This window comes from Nostoc sp. DedQUE04 (genome assembly GCF_034530995.1).
Classification (GTDB): domain Bacteria; phylum Cyanobacteriota; class Cyanobacteriia; order Cyanobacteriales; family Nostocaceae; genus Nostoc.
Genome location: NZ_JAVRCA010000061.1, coordinates 26,474 through 47,879 on the forward strand (window position 1 = coordinate 26,474; position 21,406 = coordinate 47,879).

The 21,406-nt window shown below is 42.3% G+C and carries 19 protein-coding genes; 10 read left to right on the forward strand and 9 right to left on the reverse strand.

What is annotated here, in order from left to right:
• Nucleotides 1-88: 88 nt before the first annotated feature.
• From lptB to RM049_RS30500, 5 genes are all read right to left on the reverse strand, one after another.
• Nucleotides 89-817: an LPS export ABC transporter ATP-binding protein gene (gene lptB, locus RM049_RS30480; RefSeq protein WP_322670907.1), complete on the reverse strand. Its 729-nt coding sequence runs from the start codon at nucleotides 815-817 to the stop codon at nucleotides 89-91.
• A gap of 30 nt (nucleotides 818-847) precedes the next feature.
• Complete coding sequence (locus tag RM049_RS30485; RefSeq protein ID WP_322670908.1) at nucleotides 848-1,345, reverse strand: LptA/OstA family protein; 498 nt, start codon at nucleotides 1,343-1,345, stop codon at nucleotides 848-850.
• Nucleotides 1,346-1,647: 302 nt separating this feature from the next.
• On the reverse strand, nucleotides 1,648-2,040 hold the full coding sequence (locus RM049_RS30490; RefSeq protein ID WP_322682978.1) for a DUF309 domain-containing protein: 393 nt from the start codon (nucleotides 2,038-2,040) through the stop codon (nucleotides 1,648-1,650).
• On the reverse strand, nucleotides 2,037-2,402 hold the full coding sequence (locus RM049_RS30495; protein WP_292854015.1) for a ferredoxin thioredoxin reductase catalytic beta subunit: 366 nt from the start codon (nucleotides 2,400-2,402) through the stop codon (nucleotides 2,037-2,039). Before RM049_RS30495 ends, RM049_RS30490 begins: the two co-directional genes overlap by 4 nt.
• 205 nt (nucleotides 2,403-2,607) lie before the next feature.
• Nucleotides 2,608-3,768: a DUF58 domain-containing protein gene (locus RM049_RS30500; RefSeq protein ID WP_322706827.1), complete on the reverse strand. Its 1,161-nt coding sequence runs from the start codon at nucleotides 3,766-3,768 to the stop codon at nucleotides 2,608-2,610.
• A gap of 169 nt (nucleotides 3,769-3,937) precedes the next feature.
• Here RM049_RS30500 and bchM point away from each other — a divergent pair, with 169 nt between their 5' ends.
• Nucleotides 3,938-4,624 carry a magnesium protoporphyrin IX methyltransferase gene (bchM, locus tag RM049_RS30505; protein WP_289797917.1) on the forward strand — a complete coding sequence of 229 codons (687 nt, stop codon included), beginning with the start codon at nucleotides 3,938-3,940 and terminating at the stop codon, nucleotides 4,622-4,624.
• Between the two features lie 228 nt (nucleotides 4,625-4,852).
• Here bchM and RM049_RS30510 read toward each other — a convergent pair whose 3' ends face one another.
• Entirely contained in the window at nucleotides 4,853-6,274 is a 1,422-nt protein-coding gene (locus tag RM049_RS30510; protein WP_322706839.1) for a WGR domain-containing protein, read from the reverse strand.
• A 542-nt stretch (nucleotides 6,275-6,816) separates the two neighbouring features.
• Here RM049_RS30510 and RM049_RS30515 point away from each other — a divergent pair.
• From RM049_RS30515 to RM049_RS30550, 7 genes are all read left to right on the forward strand, one after another.
• A complete protein-coding gene (locus RM049_RS30515) occupies nucleotides 6,817-7,239 on the forward strand; it encodes a hypothetical protein (RefSeq protein WP_416211803.1) in 423 nt (140 codons plus the stop codon).
• 582 nt (nucleotides 7,240-7,821) lie between these two features.
• Nucleotides 7,822-9,180 carry an APC family permease gene (locus RM049_RS30520; RefSeq protein WP_322706828.1) on the forward strand — a complete coding sequence of 453 codons (1,359 nt, stop codon included), beginning with the start codon at nucleotides 7,822-7,824 and terminating at the stop codon, nucleotides 9,178-9,180.
• A gap of 161 nt (nucleotides 9,181-9,341) precedes the next feature.
• Complete coding sequence (locus RM049_RS30525) at nucleotides 9,342-10,004, forward strand: class I SAM-dependent methyltransferase (RefSeq protein ID WP_322699629.1); 663 nt, start codon at nucleotides 9,342-9,344, stop codon at nucleotides 10,002-10,004.
• Nucleotides 10,005-10,541: 537 nt separating this feature from the next.
• Complete coding sequence (locus tag RM049_RS30535) at nucleotides 10,542-11,945, forward strand: glycoside hydrolase 100 family protein (RefSeq protein ID WP_322706829.1); 1,404 nt, start codon at nucleotides 10,542-10,544, stop codon at nucleotides 11,943-11,945.
• 515 nt (nucleotides 11,946-12,460) lie between these two features.
• Nucleotides 12,461-12,763, forward strand: a complete 303-nt coding sequence (locus RM049_RS30540) for a hypothetical protein (protein ID WP_292810531.1) — start codon at nucleotides 12,461-12,463, stop codon at nucleotides 12,761-12,763.
• A 103-nt stretch (nucleotides 12,764-12,866) separates the two neighbouring features.
• A complete protein-coding gene (locus RM049_RS30545) occupies nucleotides 12,867-13,334 on the forward strand; it encodes a hypothetical protein (protein ID WP_322690949.1) in 468 nt (155 codons plus the stop codon).
• Between the two features lie 529 nt (nucleotides 13,335-13,863).
• Entirely contained in the window at nucleotides 13,864-14,505 is a 642-nt protein-coding gene (locus tag RM049_RS30550; RefSeq protein ID WP_322670917.1) for a DUF938 domain-containing protein, read from the forward strand.
• A 170-nt stretch (nucleotides 14,506-14,675) separates the two neighbouring features.
• Here RM049_RS30550 and RM049_RS30555 read toward each other — a convergent pair whose 3' ends face one another.
• A complete protein-coding gene (locus RM049_RS30555; protein WP_322706830.1) occupies nucleotides 14,676-16,940 on the reverse strand; it encodes a family 10 glycosylhydrolase in 2,265 nt (754 codons plus the stop codon).
• Nucleotides 16,941-17,146: 206 nt separating this feature from the next.
• Here RM049_RS30555 and RM049_RS30560 point away from each other — a divergent pair, with 206 nt between their 5' ends.
• Complete coding sequence (locus RM049_RS30560; RefSeq protein WP_322706831.1) at nucleotides 17,147-17,608, forward strand: DUF3592 domain-containing protein; 462 nt, start codon at nucleotides 17,147-17,149, stop codon at nucleotides 17,606-17,608.
• A 7-nt stretch (nucleotides 17,609-17,615) separates the two neighbouring features.
• Here the strand turns inward: RM049_RS30560 and RM049_RS30565 are convergent, their stop codons facing one another.
• Nucleotides 17,616-17,888 (reverse strand): Precorrin-3B methylase, encoded by a 273-nt coding sequence (locus tag RM049_RS30565; protein ID WP_322670920.1) that lies wholly within the window; start codon nucleotides 17,886-17,888, stop codon nucleotides 17,616-17,618.
• Between the two features lie 316 nt (nucleotides 17,889-18,204).
• Between RM049_RS30565 and RM049_RS30570 the strand changes: the two genes are divergently transcribed.
• Entirely contained in the window at nucleotides 18,205-19,734 is a 1,530-nt protein-coding gene (locus RM049_RS30570) for a glycosyltransferase (protein WP_322706832.1), read from the forward strand.
• A gap of 323 nt (nucleotides 19,735-20,057) precedes the next feature.
• Here the strand turns inward: RM049_RS30570 and RM049_RS30575 are convergent, their stop codons facing one another.
• On the reverse strand, nucleotides 20,058-21,158 hold the full coding sequence (locus RM049_RS30575) for an alpha/beta hydrolase (protein WP_322670922.1): 1,101 nt from the start codon (nucleotides 21,156-21,158) through the stop codon (nucleotides 20,058-20,060).
• Between the last annotated feature and the right edge of the window lie 248 nt (nucleotides 21,159-21,406).

Genomic DNA, 21,406 nt, shown 5'->3' on the forward strand with positions numbered 1-21,406 from the left:
TTAATGGCTAAAAATAAACTAATAAATTCATGCTGAAAAATCAAAAATCAAAATATCCTGGGAGATTATTAACTAAATAATTGTTAATTTAGACTTGAAAATTATCCCCCAAATAATATTGCCGCACGAGGGGATTGCTGTAGAGTTCGTCAGCAGCGCCAAAAGCAAGAATTTGTCCCTCACGCATGATATAGGCGCGATCGGTGATCGCGAGGGTTTCACGGACATTATGATCTGTAATTAAGATACCCATGCCGCGATCGCGCAGTTGGGCGACGATTTGCTGAATTTCTGAGACTGCGATCGGATCGACTCCGGCAAATGGTTCATCCAAAAGTAAAAATTTTGGCCCTTCTTGTCCAGCAGCTAAAGACCTTGCTAATTCCGTCCGCCGTCGCTCACCACCAGAAAGTTGAATTCCTTTACTCCTAGCTAATTTTTCCAACCGAAACTCCCGCAGTAAAGTTCTGAGTCGCCTTGCCCATTCCCATCGTGGCACATGAGTTTGTTCTAGCACTAACAGAATATTATCCTCTACCGAGAGTTGGCGAAAAACACTGGCTTCTTGTGCTAGATAACCAATACCCAGTCGTGCCCTTTGATGCATTGGCATTCCCGTCACGTCTACATTACCCAGCCAAACTTTTCCTTGATTGGGTTTTTCTAAACCTGTGGCAATGTAAAAAGTCGTCGTTTTACCAGCCCCATTGGGGCCTAGTAAACCAACGATTTCCCCCTGAGCAACAGAAAGATTGACACGATTGACAATTACTCGCTTGCCGTAAGATTTATGAATATTTTCTAAAACAATTTTCACGCTGGAAGCACCCTTTCTTGGTGGTAAATGCTAATTAGAAGGCTTCAAAGGTGGTGTTTTTGGGGCAGGTGTCGCAGTTTGTCCATTATTATCTGATTCTTGCACCATGTAGATGGACTCTACCTGACGGTTGGATTGGGGTAAAGCAACAAATCGCCCTTCATCAATTAAATAGGTTACTTTCTCTGCTCGGATACTGTTACCGCCCTGTTGCAAAATATAGACGTTGCCACTGAAATCAATTCGGCGTTCTTTACTAAAATACTGTGCTTGGGCAGATGTTGCCTGAAGTTGGCGAGCCGGATACAACATTTGCACATTACCGCGAGCGGTGATTACTTGATTTTTCGCGTCATATTCTTGTACATCAGCGCGGATAGTTAGGGGGCGATTTGCCTGAGATGTTTGTGCAGTAGCAGTTTGCACTTGGGTAGGGAAGGCAAAAGCGCCCAAAAGTGTAGCTGGCAGCATTAAAGCTAATCCAAAGCGACGTATCTGGGATAAGGGCAATTGATAGCAGGGCATCATAGCAATTGGGGATTTAGGATTTCAGCTTGCATTCTAATTATCTCAAGTACTTTATCCAGATTATGAAATATACAATCTGGAGTGATTTCTGATAACTACTGGCTGAAATAGTGACGCTACCCCCAACCTCAAGGTTTCAGGTAATTGACATCTGAATGAAAATGACGTAGACACAATACTCTTTTTTTAACAAAGACGCTATGCGTAGCTTGCTTCCACGTAGTAGTACGCGAAGCCCTCGGCTAGATGAATTTTGCCTACCAAGGATTTCAGGTAACGCATAATTAATTTCACTCCTATGTCTAATCAGTCGTTAGCACGATTTTAGGCAAAGATAAGACTTGATTTTCGCCCAGATTGCCAGCAGCAATCAAGTCTGGCCCTATTTGCTGTAATGTCGTCAACAACACTGCGCTCTCGCTCAATAGCTCATCTACGTCAATGCCGCTGTAACTAGATGGGTAACGGCGTAGGCGATTGCTGCCTTCTCCCAATAGAATTACAGCACCTCGCCAGTTCCGATTTTCCAAATGATACAGTGCCACAGCAATTTGGAGAATTCCTTGATAAAAGCTTTTTTCCGGTTCGCTAGCTTCAATCCACAAAGCCTCTAAAGTGTCATGACAAGCGTAGAACTGTCCAGAATTGAACTGTTCTACGCCTTGCCAAAACTCTTGGGGGATGATTTCGCTCATCCCATGCTGTCTCGTACTTCTTTGATTGTTTCCAGAGAGATTTCTTGTTTATCTCCAGCAAACTCATTGTCAGAGGTGAGGAACAACATGCAATGGCACTCTTTGCGTTCTCTCATTGGCACACAAGGACAGTTCCAATATGTGGCGTGAATCTCAGCTTCTTTATCTTCGTAATGGCGACAAGGACATAAAGGCGCACCCAGGTCGTCTTTATGTTTGGCTAATCCTTCAATCACAACTGCGGTGACAGAAGGTTCAGAACAGAAGTATGTTCCAGTACGCTTGGCGTATTGTTCGGAAAAATGCCGCATTGCCTCTAGGCTTTTATCGCTGGATTTTGTGTTATGTTCTGATGCGATCATGTCGTTCATAATTTAAATATTTCTTTGCATTGTACCTCAGCCTCATGTGGGGATTACTGGGTGTATTTCCCCAACCTTTTCCCTCAAATTGTTTTACATTTGCTCAAAGGCTGATATATCCGGTGTCCTGGGATCGGAGAAAATCTCAGAAATCGCAGAAGTTGAACTTGTCAGCGGTCTTTGAAATTATAAAATTTGAATTGATTTATGAATGTAATGTTTTTTGTAGCTGGGGTTGCAGTGGGCGATCGCTTTGCAAAACTATACCAGGGTGTTCCCAACTAATTACCTCTGGTTCTGCTGGTGAGGAAATATTTGGCCATAAAACCCAGCGACTACCTTGAGGAAGAGTAGCAAGGCTCAGGGGGTTTTGAGTCAGCCAAATCAAAGGATAGCTTTTAGGAACAACTGAACTGGCATCTTCTAAGGCTGTGGTTGCTGCTAAGGTTTCTAGAACAAAGCGTTCGCCTTTGATTAAATTTGTTGATGCTGTCCACAGTTGCACCTGTAATTCTTGTTGCTGTGCATAAAAGTACAAAGATGCTGCGGCAATTACTGCTTGTTCAAAGTTTTCTTCTTCCCAATTGCTAGCACTGTCAAGGGCAATCACTATTTCTTGTCCACCTGTTACCATTTCTAACTCCCGCACCCTTAATTCGCCATAACGGGCACTAGTCCGCCAGTGAATCAAGCGAGTAGGATCTCCTAGACGGTAGGGACGGAGCGATCGCACCAGCCCCGTTGTCGCTGTTTGCAAGGGTTTACCACGAGGATCGCCCCTTTTGCTCTCTTCTTGTCCCATTTCATCTACTAGGGGGCAGGTAGCCAAGGGTAACACTGTGGGATAAACGATCGCTGTGGCAGCACAATCACGCTGACGGCGACACCAAAACAAACCCAAAGGCGCACCAGAACCAAGTTCGACTGTGTGCCAGCGATAAACACCCCGACGCACAGTCGGGTGGTAATATACCCAACGGTAACTACCTTGGCTAGGAATTGTTTCGATTGCCTTTTGTACTGGTTTACCTAAGACAAAGGGCAGTATATCTTCAACTTGCAATAAGCTTACAGGCTGCTGTGTCTGATTGCAGATTTCTAATTCCACCGTTAGATCGTCGCCTGCTGACACAGGTTGCATGGGACGGCGGGTGATGGATAGACCTGTGAGCGATCGCGGCGGTAAGATGGCTGCTACACCCAAAAGGGCAAAACTAATGCCGCTAATGGCGTAAAGCCAACCAGCCATCGTATTGATACCTGCGCCAAAAAAACAAATAGCGGTTGCAGCTAGTACCCAACCGCCGTATGCAGGGGCACTGGCGCGGGTTTCTAACCAATTGGTGATGGGTTTGATGATTTTCATGTTTCTTTTTTAACCCAACACCACCCTAAATTCACAGGGTCTTAGGGTATGTCAAAAAAACCATAATAGTAATATTTATTAAGCCATCTAGAAAAATCTGGAAGACCGCTCTTATGGGTTCCTATCAATGATAATTTTAAGCATTGGGAACCCCTAAAAATCGAAGTTTATGAACGCAGCCGATGACAAAACGATTGTTCGCGAATATTTCAATTCCACAGGGTTTGACCGTTGGAAGCGAATCTACGGCGATGGCGAAGTCAACAAAGTCCAATTAGACATCCGCAATGGACACCAGCAAACTGTGGATACAGTTCTCGGTTGGCTGAAGGCTGATAACAATTTACCAGAGCTATCAATCTGTGATGCTGGGTGTGGTGTCGGTAGTCTCAGCATTCCCCTGGCAGTCGATGGTGCCAAAGTCTATGCCACCGATATTTCGGAAAAAATGGTAGAAGAAGGCAGAGATAGAGCAAAACAAACTTTGGGAAATACCGAAAATCCGACTTTTGCGGTGCAGGATTTAGAATCGTTGAGTGGTAGCTACCATACCGTTATTTGCCTAGATGTTCTCATCCATTACCCTCAAGAAAAAGCCGATGAGATGATATCTCACCTCTGTTCTTTGGCACAGTCGCGGATAATTCTCAGTTTTGCGCCGAAGACCTGTGCCCTGAGTATACTCAAGAAAATTGGCAGTTTCTTTCCTGGGCCAAGTAAAGCCACTCGTGCTTATTTACATCGTGAGGCTGATGTGGTGAAAATCTTAGAAAGCAATGGCTTTTCTTTGCAACGACGGGCAATGACAAAGACTCGCTTCTATTTTTCTCGCCTACTGGAAGCTACACGCAATTAAGCTTAAAATCGCAGCAAAGGTATAATAAACCTCTTGCTGCGATTTGACAATCTCAAACATGAGATATATAGCAATCCTATTTGATTTGTGAGAAATTTGGTGTTGACTGTCCTTGGTCATTGGTCATTGGTCATTTGTCTTTGGTTTTGTCTTACGAATGATTTAGGATTGCTATAGGAGAGGCGCTGGGGGAGAGGTCAAAATAGCACTCGTCGAACTCACGTCTAGTTAAACTAATTTTTGAATATCACCATAAGCACGGTAGAATCCGCCACTTGCTGATTCACGTATTTCTTGAACAAGGTAACGCGCACCTTCAATACGAATATCCTTGGGAAATTGAACTTTCCAGTTGTGGTTGTAACCATCAGAAACAACACGAACTCTCAATTTACTTCCTTCTCGAAAGCATTCAACAATAACCCCAGAGCTTGTATTTGTAGTAGTTTCTAGAACAGATGAGGGTGCAACTCCTTCACCTAATGGTGCTTTAATTACTACAGCTTCGGGAACTGTGCCTGTTTGAGCAGAGCCAATCGCAGTTTCACTAGCATCAATGCAAGCCAAATAACCATCTGTTGTAACAATATAAATATAGTTGTTGAAAAACTGCATAGATAAAGCCGAGCCACACCCTGTAGAAAGCTTCCAAAGACGCTCTCCTAGACCATCAAAGCAGTAAATGGAAGAACTATTGTCTCCAGCAAACACATACTTCCCGTTAAGTGCGGTGGCGCAAGAGTAAACTGACGCATCACATTTGAAAACGGAGCCAACTTCCCCATTTTTATTAAAGCAGTAAACTTTATGGTCGCTTGTTCCGGCATAGACTGTTGATGCTTCTTGCCAACCAAACAGTACGCTGCCTTGAGTTTTTTGATGCCATAACATCCGACCTTCAAGGCGATCGTACATAGTCACGCCTTTGCTGTGACCGTGATAAATCCCAGATTGGTCACAACGTACCATCCAGCCGGAATCACCTTGGCTCAGACGAGTCCACTGTGATTCATCATCATGATCGATTGTCGTTACCCCACCATTGGCATCAGAGACGGCTAACAATCCATCTTTGATATCTAACCAAAAAATATCAACATTTTCATCAATTTTATAGCTCAGACGCGGTAGCTTGCCGGTCAGGTCGTAAACATTACCATCATCGCAACCAGCATAAATCCAAATATCATCAGCAACTAAACATTTAACGCCATCAGGAAGCTTAAACCGATTGATTGCTTGACCTTGATGATTTAAAGCAAAAACTTGACCTGCTTGATTCCCAACCCAGCAACGTTTGGCATCAATGAAAATTCCAAAAGCAGCTGAAGATGAAGCAAACTTCCAAATAATCGGAGCTTGTTTTGCGGTGGAAATAGTGCTGCTGACTTGGCGGCGTGTCACAGGACGCTTCTGGCGAACACCCATAACAGCTACCTCGTAACCTTTTTTGAGCTTTTCTTTAATTTTTTTACTAGCCTCTGCTTTCGCTTTCTCAGAAGTTGGATAAGCTTTTGTTTGAGTTTGCCCACAGTCGCCAATACGACCGTAACGTATAGTTAATTGGTTATCTTGAACTATCACTTCATAAAACTTGTGAGAGTTTCCACTAGCTTCGGAAAGCTCTAAATATGTCTTTTCTTCTGGGATAACTTCTCTCATAAAATCAATACCAATGTTTAAATATACAGACAAATTTGGGATATGCAAATTAGCTATAGAATTAGACTTTGCCCCAATCTATTGTGGGAAGTATCTTGAGCTTTTAGCACTGATCTAGATCACGAGCTAATAAACTTTTTTTAAGTTATTTATAATACAAAAAATTTAATATATTACATACACTACTTAGTTAACACTGACATAACGAGGTTTTGTCGAGCGACACCAAGTCCTATTTTTTGGACTAGAGTACAATATTTCTCAAGAAGCGAGTAAATAGAGCGGGACTTATGCAACTGGTACAGAGCGATCGCTATTTTATAGTACTTAAGTACATCGGTAGTGTTGCAAGGGTCAGCCAGATACAATTACTACAACTGTTTTTAACGATTATATTCTCTAGGCTATTATTTAGGTGAACAAATTACGCCATTGATGCTGATAGTCTTTGGTATCGTGATTGCTGTAACATTTTTTGAATAGAATTAAGAGATTAACTTGGTATTTTTCTAAGCCTTGGCAGTATAAATATGGAATTTTTTAACAGGATTCCTTTAATGCCTTTAATATTCCTTTTATTGGCTTACATTCTTCTGGGATGGTATCTTGCTGCTAATCATATTATTTGGTTAGTAGGAGCTTTTGTTGTTGCTATGGTTATAGCTGTAGCAAGAAAAAGTTTTTCTTGGTTAGAGCGTTTAATCGAGTTTGGCTCGAAAACTTTAGTTGTTATCTTGTTTTTAAGTATATCAATTGCTTTAGTAGCAACTTGGTCAATATTATTAAGGCTCTTTATGATACCCTTAGCCACTACGCTTTTAGCTGATTTAGAAATGCGCTTTTCTGGCTACAATAAACTAGATTCATTTTGGGTTATAACTGTCCTAGCTGTATTAGGTTTGGTAGTAGGTGAAATAATAGACATTTTACTTTTTCCCAGTAGCAGATACTAAAGAATTATGGATTAAGAAGCCGATACATTATTTATTAATTAACAACGCATATATATGCATCCCTACTTAAGCGAAACTATGGAGCGATCGCTGTCTTGAGTACAGCAGGGCGTAAATAAAGTATCAATTTTCAATCAATGAAACGTGTACGGTATAAAAATTACGCATAGCAGTACCAGCTTTTTAATCAAATAAGCACGATTACCCCTTATGAGTCAATCATTCTTTAGATGAGTATAAATCTCACTAGTGGAAGACGTTTTACCAATTCAGATTTTCTACTGTACTTGTAGAGTGCTGTTGTCTGGCAAAAGAATTTAGAGCGATGCTTACAGTGGTAAGCTACGCAGGGAAGTTAATCTAATGTTACCAGATGAATATAATTTGAAATCTGCTGTATCGCTGCTGACTGTCACATTCTCATCACATTTATTGTTAACCATAGAACTACAGGTAAAACAGTGATTTAAGGTCTTATTGAATCGTGAGTTCCCAAATCTGGAGTACATAAATGATTCCTCTGTTGAACAAAGACTGTAAAACAAAGCTAAAAGTCCCAACTCAACACTATAAGGAAACAATGTGAGTAGACGTAAAAACTACAATTTGCTCGATCAAACAATATCAACTGAACTAGCAACACCCAAACCATCCCTGACATTACCAGACGCAGTGGCTCTAATTGTCGGTATTGTCATCGGAGCGGGGATTTTTGAAACTCCGGCTCTAGTGGCCAGTCAAGCAGGTAGCGATATTGCTGTACTGCTTTTTTGGCTAATGGGTGGTGTGGTATCTCTGGTAGGAGCGCTGTGCTATGCAGAGTTGGCCACTGTCTATCCCGACGTTGGTGGTGCCTACTATTATTTGAAACGTGCATTCGGGCAAAGAGTCGCCTTTTTATTTGCTTGGGCGCGGATGACAGTGATTCAAACTGGTTCCATTGCTCTTTTGGCATTTGTTTTTGGTGATTATGTTTCTCAGATATGGCGGCTAGGCACGTTTTCGTCTTCTATATATGCAGCCATAGCGATCGCACTTTTAACTGCTTTGAACATTGTCGGTTTGCAACAGGGTAAGTGGACACAAAACTTACTGAGTGCTGCAAAAGTTCTAGGTTTGTTGCTGGTAGTTATTATTGGGCTTACCGCCATTCCTAATTCTGCCACTCCTGTAGAATCTGCATCATCAGGAACCTGGGGACTAGCGATGGTGTTTGTGTTGCTATCTTATGGTGGTTGGAATGAGGCGGCTTACATCTCCGCAGAAATTCAAGACGGACGACGTAATATTGTGCGATCGCTAATGTGGAGTATTGGTATCATTACAACCATTTATCTGCTAATCAATCTGGCTTACCTGCGAGGACTGGGATTAGCAAATATGTCACAGTCAGAAGCAGTAGCCGCAGATTTAATGCGCTCTCTTTGGGGTGAACCGGGAGCTTTGTTTATCAGTGTGCTGATTGCGATCGCGACTTTGGGAGCAACCAACGCCACAATTTTTACTGGAGCGCGTACCAATTACGCATTAGGACAGGATTTTTCGCTATTTGGTTTTATGGGACGCTGGCAACAACGACCTAGCAGCCCTACCTATGCCTTATTCTTGCAAGCAGCGATCGCCTTAGCACTGGTTTTTTTAGGCACGCTCACCCGCAAAGGCTTTGAAACAATGGTGGATTACACTGCCCCGATATTTTGGTTTTTCTTTTTGCTTTCCGGCGTATCACTGCTGGTATTGCGCACCCGCGAACCCCACATAGTTCGCCCTTTCCGTGTGCCATTTTATCCTTTCACTCCATTACTATTTTGCGCCGTCTGTACTTACTTGCTGTACTCAAGCTTGGTTTATACAGGTGTGGGAGCGATCGCAGGTGTTTTAGTCGTGGCAGCAGGTATTCCCCTGTTGTTCTGGAATAACTACCGTCAACGTAGGACGTGAGATGAGTGAGCAGGGGAAAAATCAATTCAAAATTCAAAATTCAAAATTCAAAATTCAAAATTCAAACATTTTAGAACTTCTACCCCTCTGCCTCTTCCCAATGCCCAATGCCCAATGCCCAATGCCCAATACCTAATAACTATTGACAAAGGAGAAAATTCATGGAATTCAAAAAAATTCTGTTTTTACTGGTTACAAGCGTTAGTATCACCAGTTTAGGAATTGCTGGGTGTACGCCGCAACAACAAGATTTGGAAGCCGGAACACAACAACCTTCTACTTTAACAGGTCAGACTGAAACCGAAACACCAGCGGCGACAACTCCCACAACTCAAGTCCAAGAACGTCCTGGAGATGTTCCTTATGTACCTACACCACAGCCAGTGGTAGATGCAATGTTACAAGTGGCAAAAGTGGGTAAAAATGATGTGCTTTACGATCTTGGTAGTGGTGATGGCAGAATTGTCAATACTGCGGCACAAAAATTTGGTACGCGGGGCATTGGTATAGATATTGACCCCGATCGCATCAAAGAAGCTAATGCTAATGCCCAAAAGGCAGGAGTAAGCGATCGCGTCAAGTTTGTCCAACAAGATTTGTTCAACACTGATTTGAGTCAAGCAACAGTAGTTACACTTTATTTACTGCCAGAGATCAACGCCAAACTTCGTCCCAAGCTGTTGAAAGAACTCAAACCTGGGACTCGCATTGTTTCCCACGCCTTCGATATGGGTGATTGGAAACCACAGCAGACTCTCAATGTAGAGGGTAAAACTGTTTACTATTGGGTAGTCCCTGAACAAGTGCCAGCGAATTTGCGATAGAGATTAATAGCAATTTGTAATTAAAAGGTGTCAGATTCAAGTTAATACCAATTTGAAAAAAGAATACGACAAATAGACCATTTGTAGAGACGCGATTCATCGCGTCTTTACCCAAGATTGAATTGGTATAAGTTTCCATCTCTTGAATCTGTAGCCTCATTTTTGAGCTTTAGCAGCTTAAGCAAGAAATATGATAGGCTTAAAAGGAAAGAATGTTTTAATTACAGGTGGAACATCAGGTATAGTCCATTCCACGAAGTTACCACAGCATACTTTGACCGAGTAATTGCAGTCAATCTCCGGAGTGCTTATCTCTGCGCCCGTAAAACTATTAAACACTCCTTGCCCCCACTAATTGTCTTTAATTTTGAATTGATAATTTTGAATACTTCGACAAGCTCAGTACAAGTTTTGAATTGGAGCGAAGCGACTTGACTGTATATGCTTGACTTTCGGGAATCTTGGTCAGCTTGAGGTTAGGCTGGCGTACTTTCCACAATTAAGCCGATACATACTCCTTAGTGGAATTCAACGCCTATGATTAGCGCGATCGATAAGAACAGTCAGATGCAAGCAGAAGCCTGGGAATTATTGGAAAATTCTGTAATTTATTACCAAGGAAAACCCATTGGTACTGTAGCCGCCCACGACCCGGAGTCAGATGCACTCAATTATGACCAGTGCTTCCTCCGCGATTTTGTCCCTTCTGCCTTGGTGTTTCTCATGCATGGCAAAGCAGAGATTGTGCGTAACTTCTTAGTAGAAACACTGAAATTACAAAGTCATGAAAAGCAGATAGATTGCTTTGAACCGGGAGCGGGATTAATGCCTGCCAGTTTCAAGGTTCATTCTAAGGGGAACGAGGAATTTTTGGTCGCTGATTTTGGAGAGCAAGCGATCGCTCGTGTTCCCCCAGTTGATTCTTGTATGTGGTGGATTCTCCTGCTACGAGCTTATGAAAAAGCTACAGGTGATTTAACTCTAGCGCGTCAGCCAAATTTTCAAGCCGGAATCAAACTAATTTTGGATCTTTGCTTAGTACATCGGTTTTCCATGTACCCAACAATGTTAGTTCCCGATGGCGCGTTTATGATTGACCGTCGGATGGGAGTTTACGAACATCCTTTAGAAATTCAGGTGTTATTCTACGCGTCTTTGAGAGCTGCTAGTGAATTGCTTTTACCAGATGGGGATGGCGATAGCTACCTTAGCAAAGTCAATAGGCGATTGGGATCTTTGAAATATCATATCCGCAACTATTATTGGCTAGACCTAAAGCGATTGGGGGAAATCTATCGTTACAAAGATAACGAATTTGGTAAAGAAATTGTTAATAAATTCAACATCAATTCAGAATCAATTCCTAATTGGTTGACCGAGTGGTTGCCTGAAACTGGAGGATATTTAGCGGGAAATCTGGGGCCGGGACGGATAGATTTCCGCTTTTTTGCTCTGGGAAATCTGATGGCAATTTTAACTTCCTTAGCTAGCGTTAAAGAATCTCAAAGCATTATGAATTTATTCGCCCAACGTTGGCAAGACTTAATCGGCTATATGCCTGTTAAAATTTGCTTTCCCGCAATGGATGGTTTAGAGTGGAGAATTGTTACAGGATGTGACTCTAAAAACAGAGCTTGGTCTTATCACAACGGCGGTAACTGGCCGGTTTTACTCTGGTTATTTACCTCTGCGGCATTGAAAGCCGGTCGAACAGAACTTGCTCAAGCAGCGATCGCTATTGCCGAAAGGCGTTTATTTAGAGATAAATTCCCGGAATACTACGATGGCAACAATGGTCGTTTAATTGGCAAAGAAGCCCGAATTTATCAAACTTGGAGCATTGCCGGATTGCTAGCTGCTAAACAGCTTGTGGAAAATCCAGAGTACTTGGAATTAATCAGTTTTGCAGAGGGTCTTGAAGGCCCAGGCTGTAGCCTGTAGGTAGATTGTAGAGACGGCGATTCATCGCGTCTCTTGCCTGAACCGAACAGTATTGGGTAGTCAATACCTGGCAAAGTTTGGCCCTAAAAATGATTTAGTGGTGTAATTATACAGGGTGTTTCTGCTAACTAGTACAACTTGGTGTCAATCCAGCTATCATCTCAATTCAGCAGACAATAGGCAGAAAAGTTGTTTTGAGCAGCTGGTTAAAGGCAGACAAACTTTCGGCTGTACTAGCTATACTGACATAACATTACAAGCGGCTAAACTTTTGGTAAGTATAAGTTAGTAAATAGTAGATTTGTACCATAAAAATCCTGAGTAAAAGATGACAGCGATCGCACAGCCTACTTTTCCATCAGGGAGTACGCCAACGAATGACCCTGCCTCTGAATACTCTTCTCAAATACCCGATAACTGATACACTATAGTTGTAAGAGGTATCTGAAGTGTCATACTTAGTAATATCAACAGATAATCTTTGCATAATTATCACGTTTTAACGTGTATTAACCATGAAAACTACTTCAGATTTAATTCCAGAATTTGAAAAACTATTCAGACAAAAATTACAACTAAATAATTGTAAACTTAGAAAGAAAAGACAAGAGAATAATTATGAAATTATTACTCCAGCTAAAGACATTTTTTTGATGTATTGGTCTGAGTTTCCAGAAGTTAACTTAATATATCAGGCTGTAGGGGTACGCACTCAGCAGACTAGTGTTTATGAACGAGCTATCCGCTCCCACATTAGTTCTAGTTTGAGTAGTATTCAGGAGAATCCTCACTCTGAATCACCATTATTGGTGAAATAGCCGATGCTCAGATAACACAGATAATATTTACTAAGCTCTCGCCAGTTTTGTTATATAACTGACGAGAGTTAATCGCCGAAAATGTGTCGATCGAGAGATAAAAATGCAATCCGAAAAAAATCAAGATCGGCTAGATTATAAAACCTTGTTAGCCAATGCAAAGCAAGCCTTAAAAGTTGAATATCAAAAATCAGCCGCTTTAGCATCCCAATTGAAAGCCATCAAAACTCAGTTAGAACAAGTTATGGCTGAAAACAAAACTCTGAAAGAAAGTGCCTATGAAGATGTAGTTAAGCACTTTGAGGCGCGTACTCAAGCGGCAGAAGCACTGGCGCTAAAAACAGAAGTACGCCAAAAATTCCTGGAAGCCAATGGTTGTAAGGATGATGAGAGCTTCGATGCTCTATGGGATATTATTAAAAATAAGATTCAGATCCAAGACAATGAAGTAAGAATCGTTGCTCAAAATGGCACTCCTAAGTTCACCTTAACAGGCAGCATGATGACTTTGAGAGATTTTATTCAATCCCTCAAACAAGATCCAATTTCGAGAAAATTTTTCTTGAGCTAGAGAGGCAAATTCATGAAGGCCTCTGGCTAAAAATAAACTAAAGATTCTAGTCAAAAGTTATTTATCTTCGTCTCCGTCTCCTGACGACCGTTTGATTTGACTTTGTTAAGCATTCCACTCCAAAGCAATGCACTCTTAATACTTATCAGTTCAGGAAAAAAGGGGAAGGGAAAAGGGAAAGAAAAAACCTTTAACCCTTCCCCTTTTCCATTTTCTCAAAACCCGATTTAGAATCACAAATTCACAAAGCGAAAAGTATTGAATTCACTTCAACATTTCAGATTGCGTACAGTTGTTAACATTGGCGTATATTTTAATTAGCCAATTCAAATTCCAGAGAGATTTAATGATGATACAAAATGATTTTATTGAAAGTTTTTGGTTATCACCTAATGATTTAATAAAATGGTTGTATGACGGCAAGCCTGCAAAAAGTGATTTGCTCAAACTTGTGCAAATATTTTATCAAGATTAAGTAGAGTTCTTCGTTTAATATTTGTTCCGATTAATTATAAATATAACGAGCCAGATGACACCACAAGACGCACGAAAATACGCACCAGCAACCGAGCGTAACCGCGAACCAATTCTAGAAGTACTTTTACAAGTGTTGCCGGAGAGTGGCACTATTTTAGAAATAGCAAGTGGTACTGGTGAACACGCAGTCTTTTTTGCATCCAAGCTCAAAGATTATCTGTGGCTCCCAACCGATGTAAATCCACAATCAAGAGCCAGCATTATTTCATGGACTGAACACAATGTATGTGATAACGTTTATGCACCGCTTGAGCTAGATGCAAAAGAACCAGTTTGGGCTGTGGAAAATGGTGGATTGGATTGGCTGAATACGAAGCCAATTGTGGCCATTGTCAACATCAATATGATTCACATTTCACCTTGGTCAGCCTGTCTGGGGTTGATGGCAGGGGCAGGTCGTATCCTAAAAGCAGGAGGTATCCTCTATTTATATGGCCCCTTCAAACAAGGTGAAGAACATACAGCTGCGAGTAATGCAGCTTTTGACGAATATTTACGCACTGAAAACCCAGAGTGGGGTGTGCGTAACTTGGATGATGTCATAGCAGTAGCTAGGGCACAAAATCTGATATTGCAACAGATTTACCAAATGCCAGCTAATAATCTTTCAGTAGTGTTTCAACGTTCAGGGTAACTGAAAGTTTAGGGTTCAAAACCCTTCATTTGGATGAAGGGTTATTGGTGTAAATCATTGGTCTTTTAAGATGCGATAAATCGCTTCTCTACATCAGGGTTTTGGCCATTGTTTGCGTAAGTCCTGGGTTAATTGAACGCTATCTGAGTAAGCAAGTCTTTACTTTCTTCTTACCGCCGACTGCGAAAACCCTGTTTACCATTAACTTGGTCAAAGAGTACATCGTATTTATCAAACAAAGCGATTCCAGGATTTACAAATACAGTCAGTTCTGATTGTGGCGAGATACTCAAATTCCAGCGATTAAATCCGTCACGGGTTCCTGGTGTCAAACTGTAATCAAAAATGCCATTAATTCCTACTTTTACAGCATTTGCTGACCCTAATACTCCGGGTTTGAGTTTACCTGCTGTAGAAGCTGACTTGAATTCAGTTAAACCATTAATAGTTCCAGTATCAGCGATCGCTCTGCTATTACACAAATTTTTCGCAGAACTCCCAGCAAGAGTTAAACAAACTTTGTTCAGTCGAGAATCCCATCTTTTACCGGGTACACCATTAATTTCGGGTTGTTGACTCCAAGAAGCCATTTTGAAACCTGCTTGATTCTCGGCAGTTAAACCGAGAATCAGGCTGCCATTATTATTACTACCACCATTACCAACGACAATAAATCCGTTACTCAGATTGCCTGGTAATTTTCTCAACGGGTTATAGGGAAGTGATTTTTCAAAATAGTTAACACCGATAATTCCCGAAAATGGTACACCACTGTTTGCTGAACACTTAGGTTTGTTGGCGCTACATTGGCGATTAGTAACAACCTGTACGGGAACAGGTTCGGCGGTGGGAATCAAACCAAATCGGACATTAGTGTAAACTAATTCTCCTTCCAGGATAGTACCATCGCTTAATACTTCCTTGAGATTTTGACCTGTTCTTTGGATCGGAGAATTACCTAAAAACTCTTTGGGAACTCTTAACCCTGCTGACCCTGTATCTAATAAAATACGTTTTGGTTGACCATTTGCGATCGCAACTTCCAAAAAATAACCGCGAACACGTTGTCCAAGAGAAGGTTTTGGATATAAAGGTAAGCTTATGGTGTTAAAAGTTGGCTGGCGAGGTGTATTTTGCGAGATATCGCGCAACGCTGAATTTGGGAAAAGAGCCGCAAATGCCGACTGGCGTTGCGCTGCTGGTTCAGGGGCAATATCCCAAAGGCTTTCGTAATAGAAAAAGCCGATACCTAAACCGCGTTGTTGCACTGCTTCTACCTGGGATTTGATTTGTGGAATAGCAACTGGACGATTTCGTAAACCCGCCATAATCCCGATACCAGTTGGAATAATTTGTTGGGTTTCTAAAATTTCTGGGCGGGTAATTTGAGCGATAAAACTTTCCACATCATTACGGTACACCTGCATAACCAACTCATCGACAATACCCAACCGTACCCAGTTTAGCCAGTCTTGCAGTTGCATTTTATAGGCGAAATTATAGTAATTAGGAGCAACTGAAAAAATAGCATTCGGTTTTCTGGCTTTCACGGTTTGGTAAAGGTCTATCATAAAGGCAGTAATTTTATCTGCCCGCCATTTTATCCATGCTTGGGCTTGGGGATTGGGTGGAGGAGGATTGCCAGTTTCTTGAGTATATAGACTAATCGTGTACTTATCGTAACCAAAATCCACAGGTAAACTCGTATGGTCGTCAAATTGAACGCCATCAGCATCGTATTTAGCAATCACTTCCACGACAAGTTCCCTGATAAAATTTTGCACTTCCGGGTGAAAGGGATTCAACCACGCGACTTCACCCGCAGCACTAATTGAAGTTTGAGTCCCATCCCCTTTTTGTGTTAGCCAATCTGGATGCTGCGATGCGAGTTCCGAAGTTAGAGGAACCATAAAACCAAATTCAAACCAGGGTATTGCTAGTAACCCTTGTCTGCGGGCTTGAGTAATAATATCTGCAATTACATCTTGTCCATCTGCTCCCTTGAAGAAAAAGGGTATCCCCTCTTTCTGCATGATGGCACTGGGGTATTGTGTATAACCATCATTCCAAACTACAGGATAAACAGTATTAAAGTTTAACTGCCGCAGTTGGCTCATAGCTGCTTGCACCTGTGAACGATTTCTAAAAACACTAAAATCGTTACCACTTAGCCACACTCCCCGAATTTCCTGACGAGGTTGAGCAGGTAGTTGAGCAACGGCAGGGGCAAAACTGTTGAGTAGCAGTACCAGAAAGAATGATATCAGACATAATAATGGCAACAGACGCTTTTTCAAAATCCACGGCGATGTCTGTTGACTCGTTACCTGTAGCTTGCTTAGACCTACTAGTACTCGTCTGTGTAGAGGCTTAAATAGTAAGTTAGTTAGAGTTGCATTAATTTCTCTACTTTTTTCCCAAAACTGAGTTGTCATTACTTCTGCTTATTAAATGAGGTTAATTGGTTATATTTAATACCATAGAAACGTTAAATTACTACATCAGAAAAACTGATGCAGTAATTTAGCTGCAAGATAGTTGACGTAGTTATAAGGTTAGTGGTGCCAAATAGAAATGTTTCAAATGTAAGCTGTAATTGAGATGCTGTGATGAAATTTATTGTTGTGCCATCCTCAAACCCATGAATTTCCAACCTCACCAAAACACTTTTGATGACAAACTAAGCGCAAGTATTGGGCTGGCCATTGGATTGCTGTTTATTGGCGGTGGTTTTTGGGTACGTAACATAATCGCCCACGAAGGTGCAACGCTAAACGAAACACGTGGTACGGTGGTAGACAGCATCAGTCGTCGCGATCGCAGCAGTACGAACAAGGATGAGCAAAAAGAAACCTATGCGCCAGTTATCGAGTTTTTAGCCAACGGCAAACGCACTCGTTTTACAGGCAGTTATGAGTCCTACCGCTCCAGCAACGGTCAAATAGTGGTGATACGTTACAATCCTCAACAACCCATAAGTACTGCGCGTGTGGTGAATCCGTTGGAAGGTTTAGTACCTTGGGGAATGTTTGGTATGGGTGGGTTAGCTGTGGTTTTTAGCGTGAGCGCACTGTTGCCTGTACGCTGGTCTTCAGGTAGATAACTATAAATTAGATATGTTTTGATTTTCGTGCTGACTTTGGCGGGGTTCGGTGTGCGCCAAAATATTTCTCACTGCGGTAACGCAACCACACCCGCAACACTTGCGGAATCTGGTCTTTTTGCTCCTTAGTCAGAGTGTTGTAAAGGGCTAAAGCGCGATCGCGTTCGCCCCGACAAGCAGCATTGTTGTGAGCATCCCAATAGCTACGGGCTACTCGAATCCGCCGACAGACTTCTTTAATCAGCGCCTCTCCCGTAAGTGGAATGTCTTGCTTGGTCATACTCAAATGTGATGAATTTCTAATGCCATCCTAGCAAGTCAGATTTATCTGGACACTTCAAATATGTCATTTGGTATATGTGCGCGAACCGCAGTAATGATTAACTTTAAGCATTAGGAAAATGACTGTACTGGTTGAGTTTAAGCTAAAGGGAATCAATAAAAGCCCTTTGACTGACTTTTTGATGGTATTTATCTACAGTCTCACTGCCTGCATTTTTCAGCCTTGAGAGTTTTTAACAAGCTCACTAAGCTGTTATGCTGCCATATTCAGGCAAAATCTCTGGTAGAAATCAACCTGTATTAGGAAGCGGGCAATGCACATTGGATTTCTCAACCCTCAAGGCAATTTTGATTCAAGCAATAGTCACATAACGAAACACCCAGATTTTGGGGGTCAGCTAATTTACGTTAGGCAAGTCGCTATAGCCATAGCTCAAATGGGTCATAAAGTTGATATTATCACCCGTCAAATTATTGACCCGGAGTGGCCAGAGTTTGCCGAAACGATTGACACTTATCCAGGGATCGATAATGTCCGCATTATCCGCTTACCAGCTGGGCCAAAAGAATTTCTCTCTAAAGAGTTGTTATGGCCTCATCTTGTCGCTGATTGGGTACCCAACATCTTGAAATTTTATCAACAAGAAGGTAGCTTACCCGATGCTATGACTGCTCACTACGCTGATGGAGGACTGTGTGGCGTTCTAATTGAAGAGGAGACAGGCATACCTTTTACCTTTACTGCTCATTCTCTCGGCGCTCAAAAGATCGACAAATTGGAAGTCACCCCAGAAAATCTCACAGGGATAGACGAGCAATTTAATTTTAGATATCGCATTTTAGCCGAACGCCTGAGCATGAATCGCTCGGCGGTTAATATCACCAGTACACGACAAGAACGTTTTGAACAGTATTCTCATCAAGTCTATAGTAGTGCAGTGGATGTAGACAACGACAACCGCTTTGCAGTGATTCCACCGGGAGCAGATTTCTCGATTTTTGGTGCAAAAGCGCGTTACGAAAACGAGGAGGCTACTTACGAGTTCATTCAGGAACGATTGGCACGGGATATTGCAGAAGACCGTCGAGATTTGCCCGTCATCCTAGCATCTAGTCGATTAGAGCTGAAAAAAAACATATTGGGGCTAGTGCAAGCTTTCGCAATCAGTCCAACACTTCAGGAACGAGCTAACTTGGTGCTAATTACAGGGGCGCTGGACAATCCTTTACAAGAAGAGGCTAGCGACGAAATCACTGAAGAAGTATTAGCCCCTATTCGGGAAGCGGTCAAAGAAAACGACTTGTGGGGCAAAATCAGTGCATTTAGCTTGTTACATCAGTCTCAAGAGTCACTAGCAGCAACCTATAGGTTTATGGTTAAACGTCGTTCAGTATTTGCGCTGACTGCACTCTACGAACCCTTTGGGCTTGCTCCCTTAGAAGCAGCAGTAGCAGGTTTACCAGTGGTAGCAACCAAGAACGGTGGCCCTAGCGAGAGCTTGCGACAGGGAGATCGGGAATATGGCGTACTTGTCAATCCAGAAGATCCTGCTGATATTGCACGAGGCTTGGAGCGGTTGCTATGTGATGCTCAGGAGTGGGAGTATTTTGCCCAAGCTGGTCAGGAACGGGTGCTGAAGAAGTACACTTGGGAATCTACTGGTGAAAACTACCTGTCTTTGCTTGAGCAAATTCTGTCTTCACCGGAAACTCGCCCTCGCCCTGAACTCCTTCCTATCCATCCCTACTTCCATAATCCAGAATCGCAGACCGATGTTTCTTTGGAAGAATTGAGCGAACTCTACTTTGGATCTAATCAAAAGGTAGTAAGAAATGCGGATTAAATAAAGTGCAAAACTAGGGTTAAAGCAGAAGTTGCTACAGACTGCGCGAAACACCGAAACGTCAAAGCGGAAGTTCTTGCAGGGAAGGCGGAAGTTGCTACAGACTGCGCGAAACACCGAAACGTCAAAGCAGAAGTTCTTGCAGGGAAGGCGGAAGTTCTTACAGGGAAGACGGAAGTTTCTACAGACTGCGCGAAACACCGAAACGTCAAAGCAGAAGTTCTTGCAGGGAAAGCGGAAGCTCCTACAGACTGCGCGAAACACCGAAACGTCAACCCTGGAGCAATATTTTTTGATGGATGCTAAATGTGGAATTTAGGCAGCTATGAGCAGCTAGCAGAAAATCTGCTGACTGCTTCAGAAAACTGCTGGTTTTGTTCCATCAATGCCATGTGTCCACCTGGTTTGAGGGTGACTCTTTCAGAGTAAGGTAATTCTGCTTTCATGCGATCGCTCGCCACAGGTTTTGTCGCTATATCTGAACCACCGCAAACAACCAACACAGGAACGTTAATAGTTGCAAGTGTGTCTGTTTCGTCGAACTTCAACATTCCCAGTGTGCCACGAGCCAGAACACCAGGCGAACCCAATGCTGATAAGAATGCTGCAAAATTTAGTTGACCGCGTGTTTCAGTACCCGTAAATCCAGATAGTTCGACGGTGATGTACAGCGAACCATTTAAATACGAGAGCCAAGTCATCAACCAAAAAATCGGCCACAGCACGATAGTCAGGTACAACACAGGTTCGAGTAGAGGTTTCTGTAATTTCCGTACCAGATTGCTGAAGATACAAGTTTTTACCGGATTAGTGTAAGTAGTATCTACAAGAATTAAGCCAGCCACGCGACTCCCTAATTGCTCTGGAAACAGGCGACAGAATGTCAGGTTAATCATGCCGCCCATGCTGTGTCCCAACAAGATAACAGGTTTGTCCCCTGCTATGGCGACAACAGCTTCCAAGTCACGAGCATATTTTTCTATAGAGTGATCGTTATTTTTCGGTTTAGCGGATTTTCCTAACCCTGGTAGATCCCAAACAATTACTCGGAAGCGATCGCTTAGTTGTCGTTTGGCATAATACCATACAGTACTGTTTGGCCCCCAACCGTGTGACAAGATAATTGGTTGACCATCTTCAGGGCCAAAAAACTCTACCTGCAACACACTCCCATCTGGGCGTGACAAGCGCTGCACGCTTTTGCTACGCATAAACTTCGGTTCCTGTTTTCCAGGACGGCGCAGCAGTGGCAAACTGATAAAACGACCTCCAAAAGTCCACAGAACCATTACTAGTCCAGCCACCAAGTAGGGCGTTCCTACAAGTTCTCGTTCATACCACTCATAGAGAATGTAGATTCCCCCGCCAAGCACCCCAACGGACAGCAGTTGAAACAGCCATACAAGTAGAAAATTATGAGGCATGAATATCATGAGCCTAAACCTTGCAATGCTTTGTTAACTGCTTTTAGGTTCATACCATAGTTAGAATCATCCAACTTTCACTCCCAAGAGTGATTTATACAGGGTTATAGGGGGTGATAAAAATGCTGGGTTAGTCAATCAACAGTGTAGATTGGCAAAAATAACTATTAATAAAAAATATTTCCTCTGCCTCCTGCTTTTGATTAATTAACAACTCTTCAGTAAGGGCGTGTTAGTGACAGGTGTAT

Bases quoted from the DNA above. Each gene is read 5' to 3' on its own strand.
- RM049_RS30485 (WP_322670908.1), bottom strand. From the start codon at position 1,345: ATGATGCCCTGCTATCAATTGCCCTTATCCCAGATACGTCGCTTTGGA.
- RM049_RS30490 (WP_322682978.1), bottom strand. From the start codon at position 2,040: ATGAGCGAAATCATCCCCCAAGAGTTTTGGCAAGGCGTAGAACAGTTC.
- RM049_RS30495 (WP_292854015.1), bottom strand. From the start codon at position 2,402: ATGATCGCATCAGAACATAACACAAAATCCAGCGATAAAAGCCTAGAG.
- RM049_RS30500 (WP_322706827.1), bottom strand. From the start codon at position 3,768: ATGAAAATCATCAAACCCATCACCAATTGGTTAGAAACCCGCGCCAGT.
- bchM (WP_289797917.1), top strand. From the start codon at position 3,938: ATGAACGCAGCCGATGACAAAACGATTGTTCGCGAATATTTCAATTCC.
- RM049_RS30515 (WP_416211803.1), top strand. From the start codon at position 6,817: ATGGAATTTTTTAACAGGATTCCTTTAATGCCTTTAATATTCCTTTTA.
- RM049_RS30525 (WP_322699629.1), top strand. From the start codon at position 9,342: ATGGAATTCAAAAAAATTCTGTTTTTACTGGTTACAAGCGTTAGTATC.
- RM049_RS30535 (WP_322706829.1), top strand. From the start codon at position 10,542: ATGATTAGCGCGATCGATAAGAACAGTCAGATGCAAGCAGAAGCCTGG.
- RM049_RS30540 (WP_292810531.1), top strand. From the start codon at position 12,461: ATGAAAACTACTTCAGATTTAATTCCAGAATTTGAAAAACTATTCAGA.
- RM049_RS30545 (WP_322690949.1), top strand. From the start codon at position 12,867: ATGCAATCCGAAAAAAATCAAGATCGGCTAGATTATAAAACCTTGTTA.
- RM049_RS30550 (WP_322670917.1), top strand. From the start codon at position 13,864: ATGACACCACAAGACGCACGAAAATACGCACCAGCAACCGAGCGTAAC.
- RM049_RS30555 (WP_322706830.1), bottom strand. From the start codon at position 16,940: ATGACAACTCAGTTTTGGGAAAAAAGTAGAGAAATTAATGCAACTCTA.
- RM049_RS30560 (WP_322706831.1), top strand. From the start codon at position 17,147: ATGAATTTCCAACCTCACCAAAACACTTTTGATGACAAACTAAGCGCA.
- RM049_RS30565 (WP_322670920.1), bottom strand. From the start codon at position 17,888: ATGACCAAGCAAGACATTCCACTTACGGGAGAGGCGCTGATTAAAGAA.
- RM049_RS30570 (WP_322706832.1), top strand. From the start codon at position 18,205: ATGCACATTGGATTTCTCAACCCTCAAGGCAATTTTGATTCAAGCAAT.
- RM049_RS30575 (WP_322670922.1), bottom strand. From the start codon at position 21,158: ATGCCTCATAATTTTCTACTTGTATGGCTGTTTCAACTGCTGTCCGTT.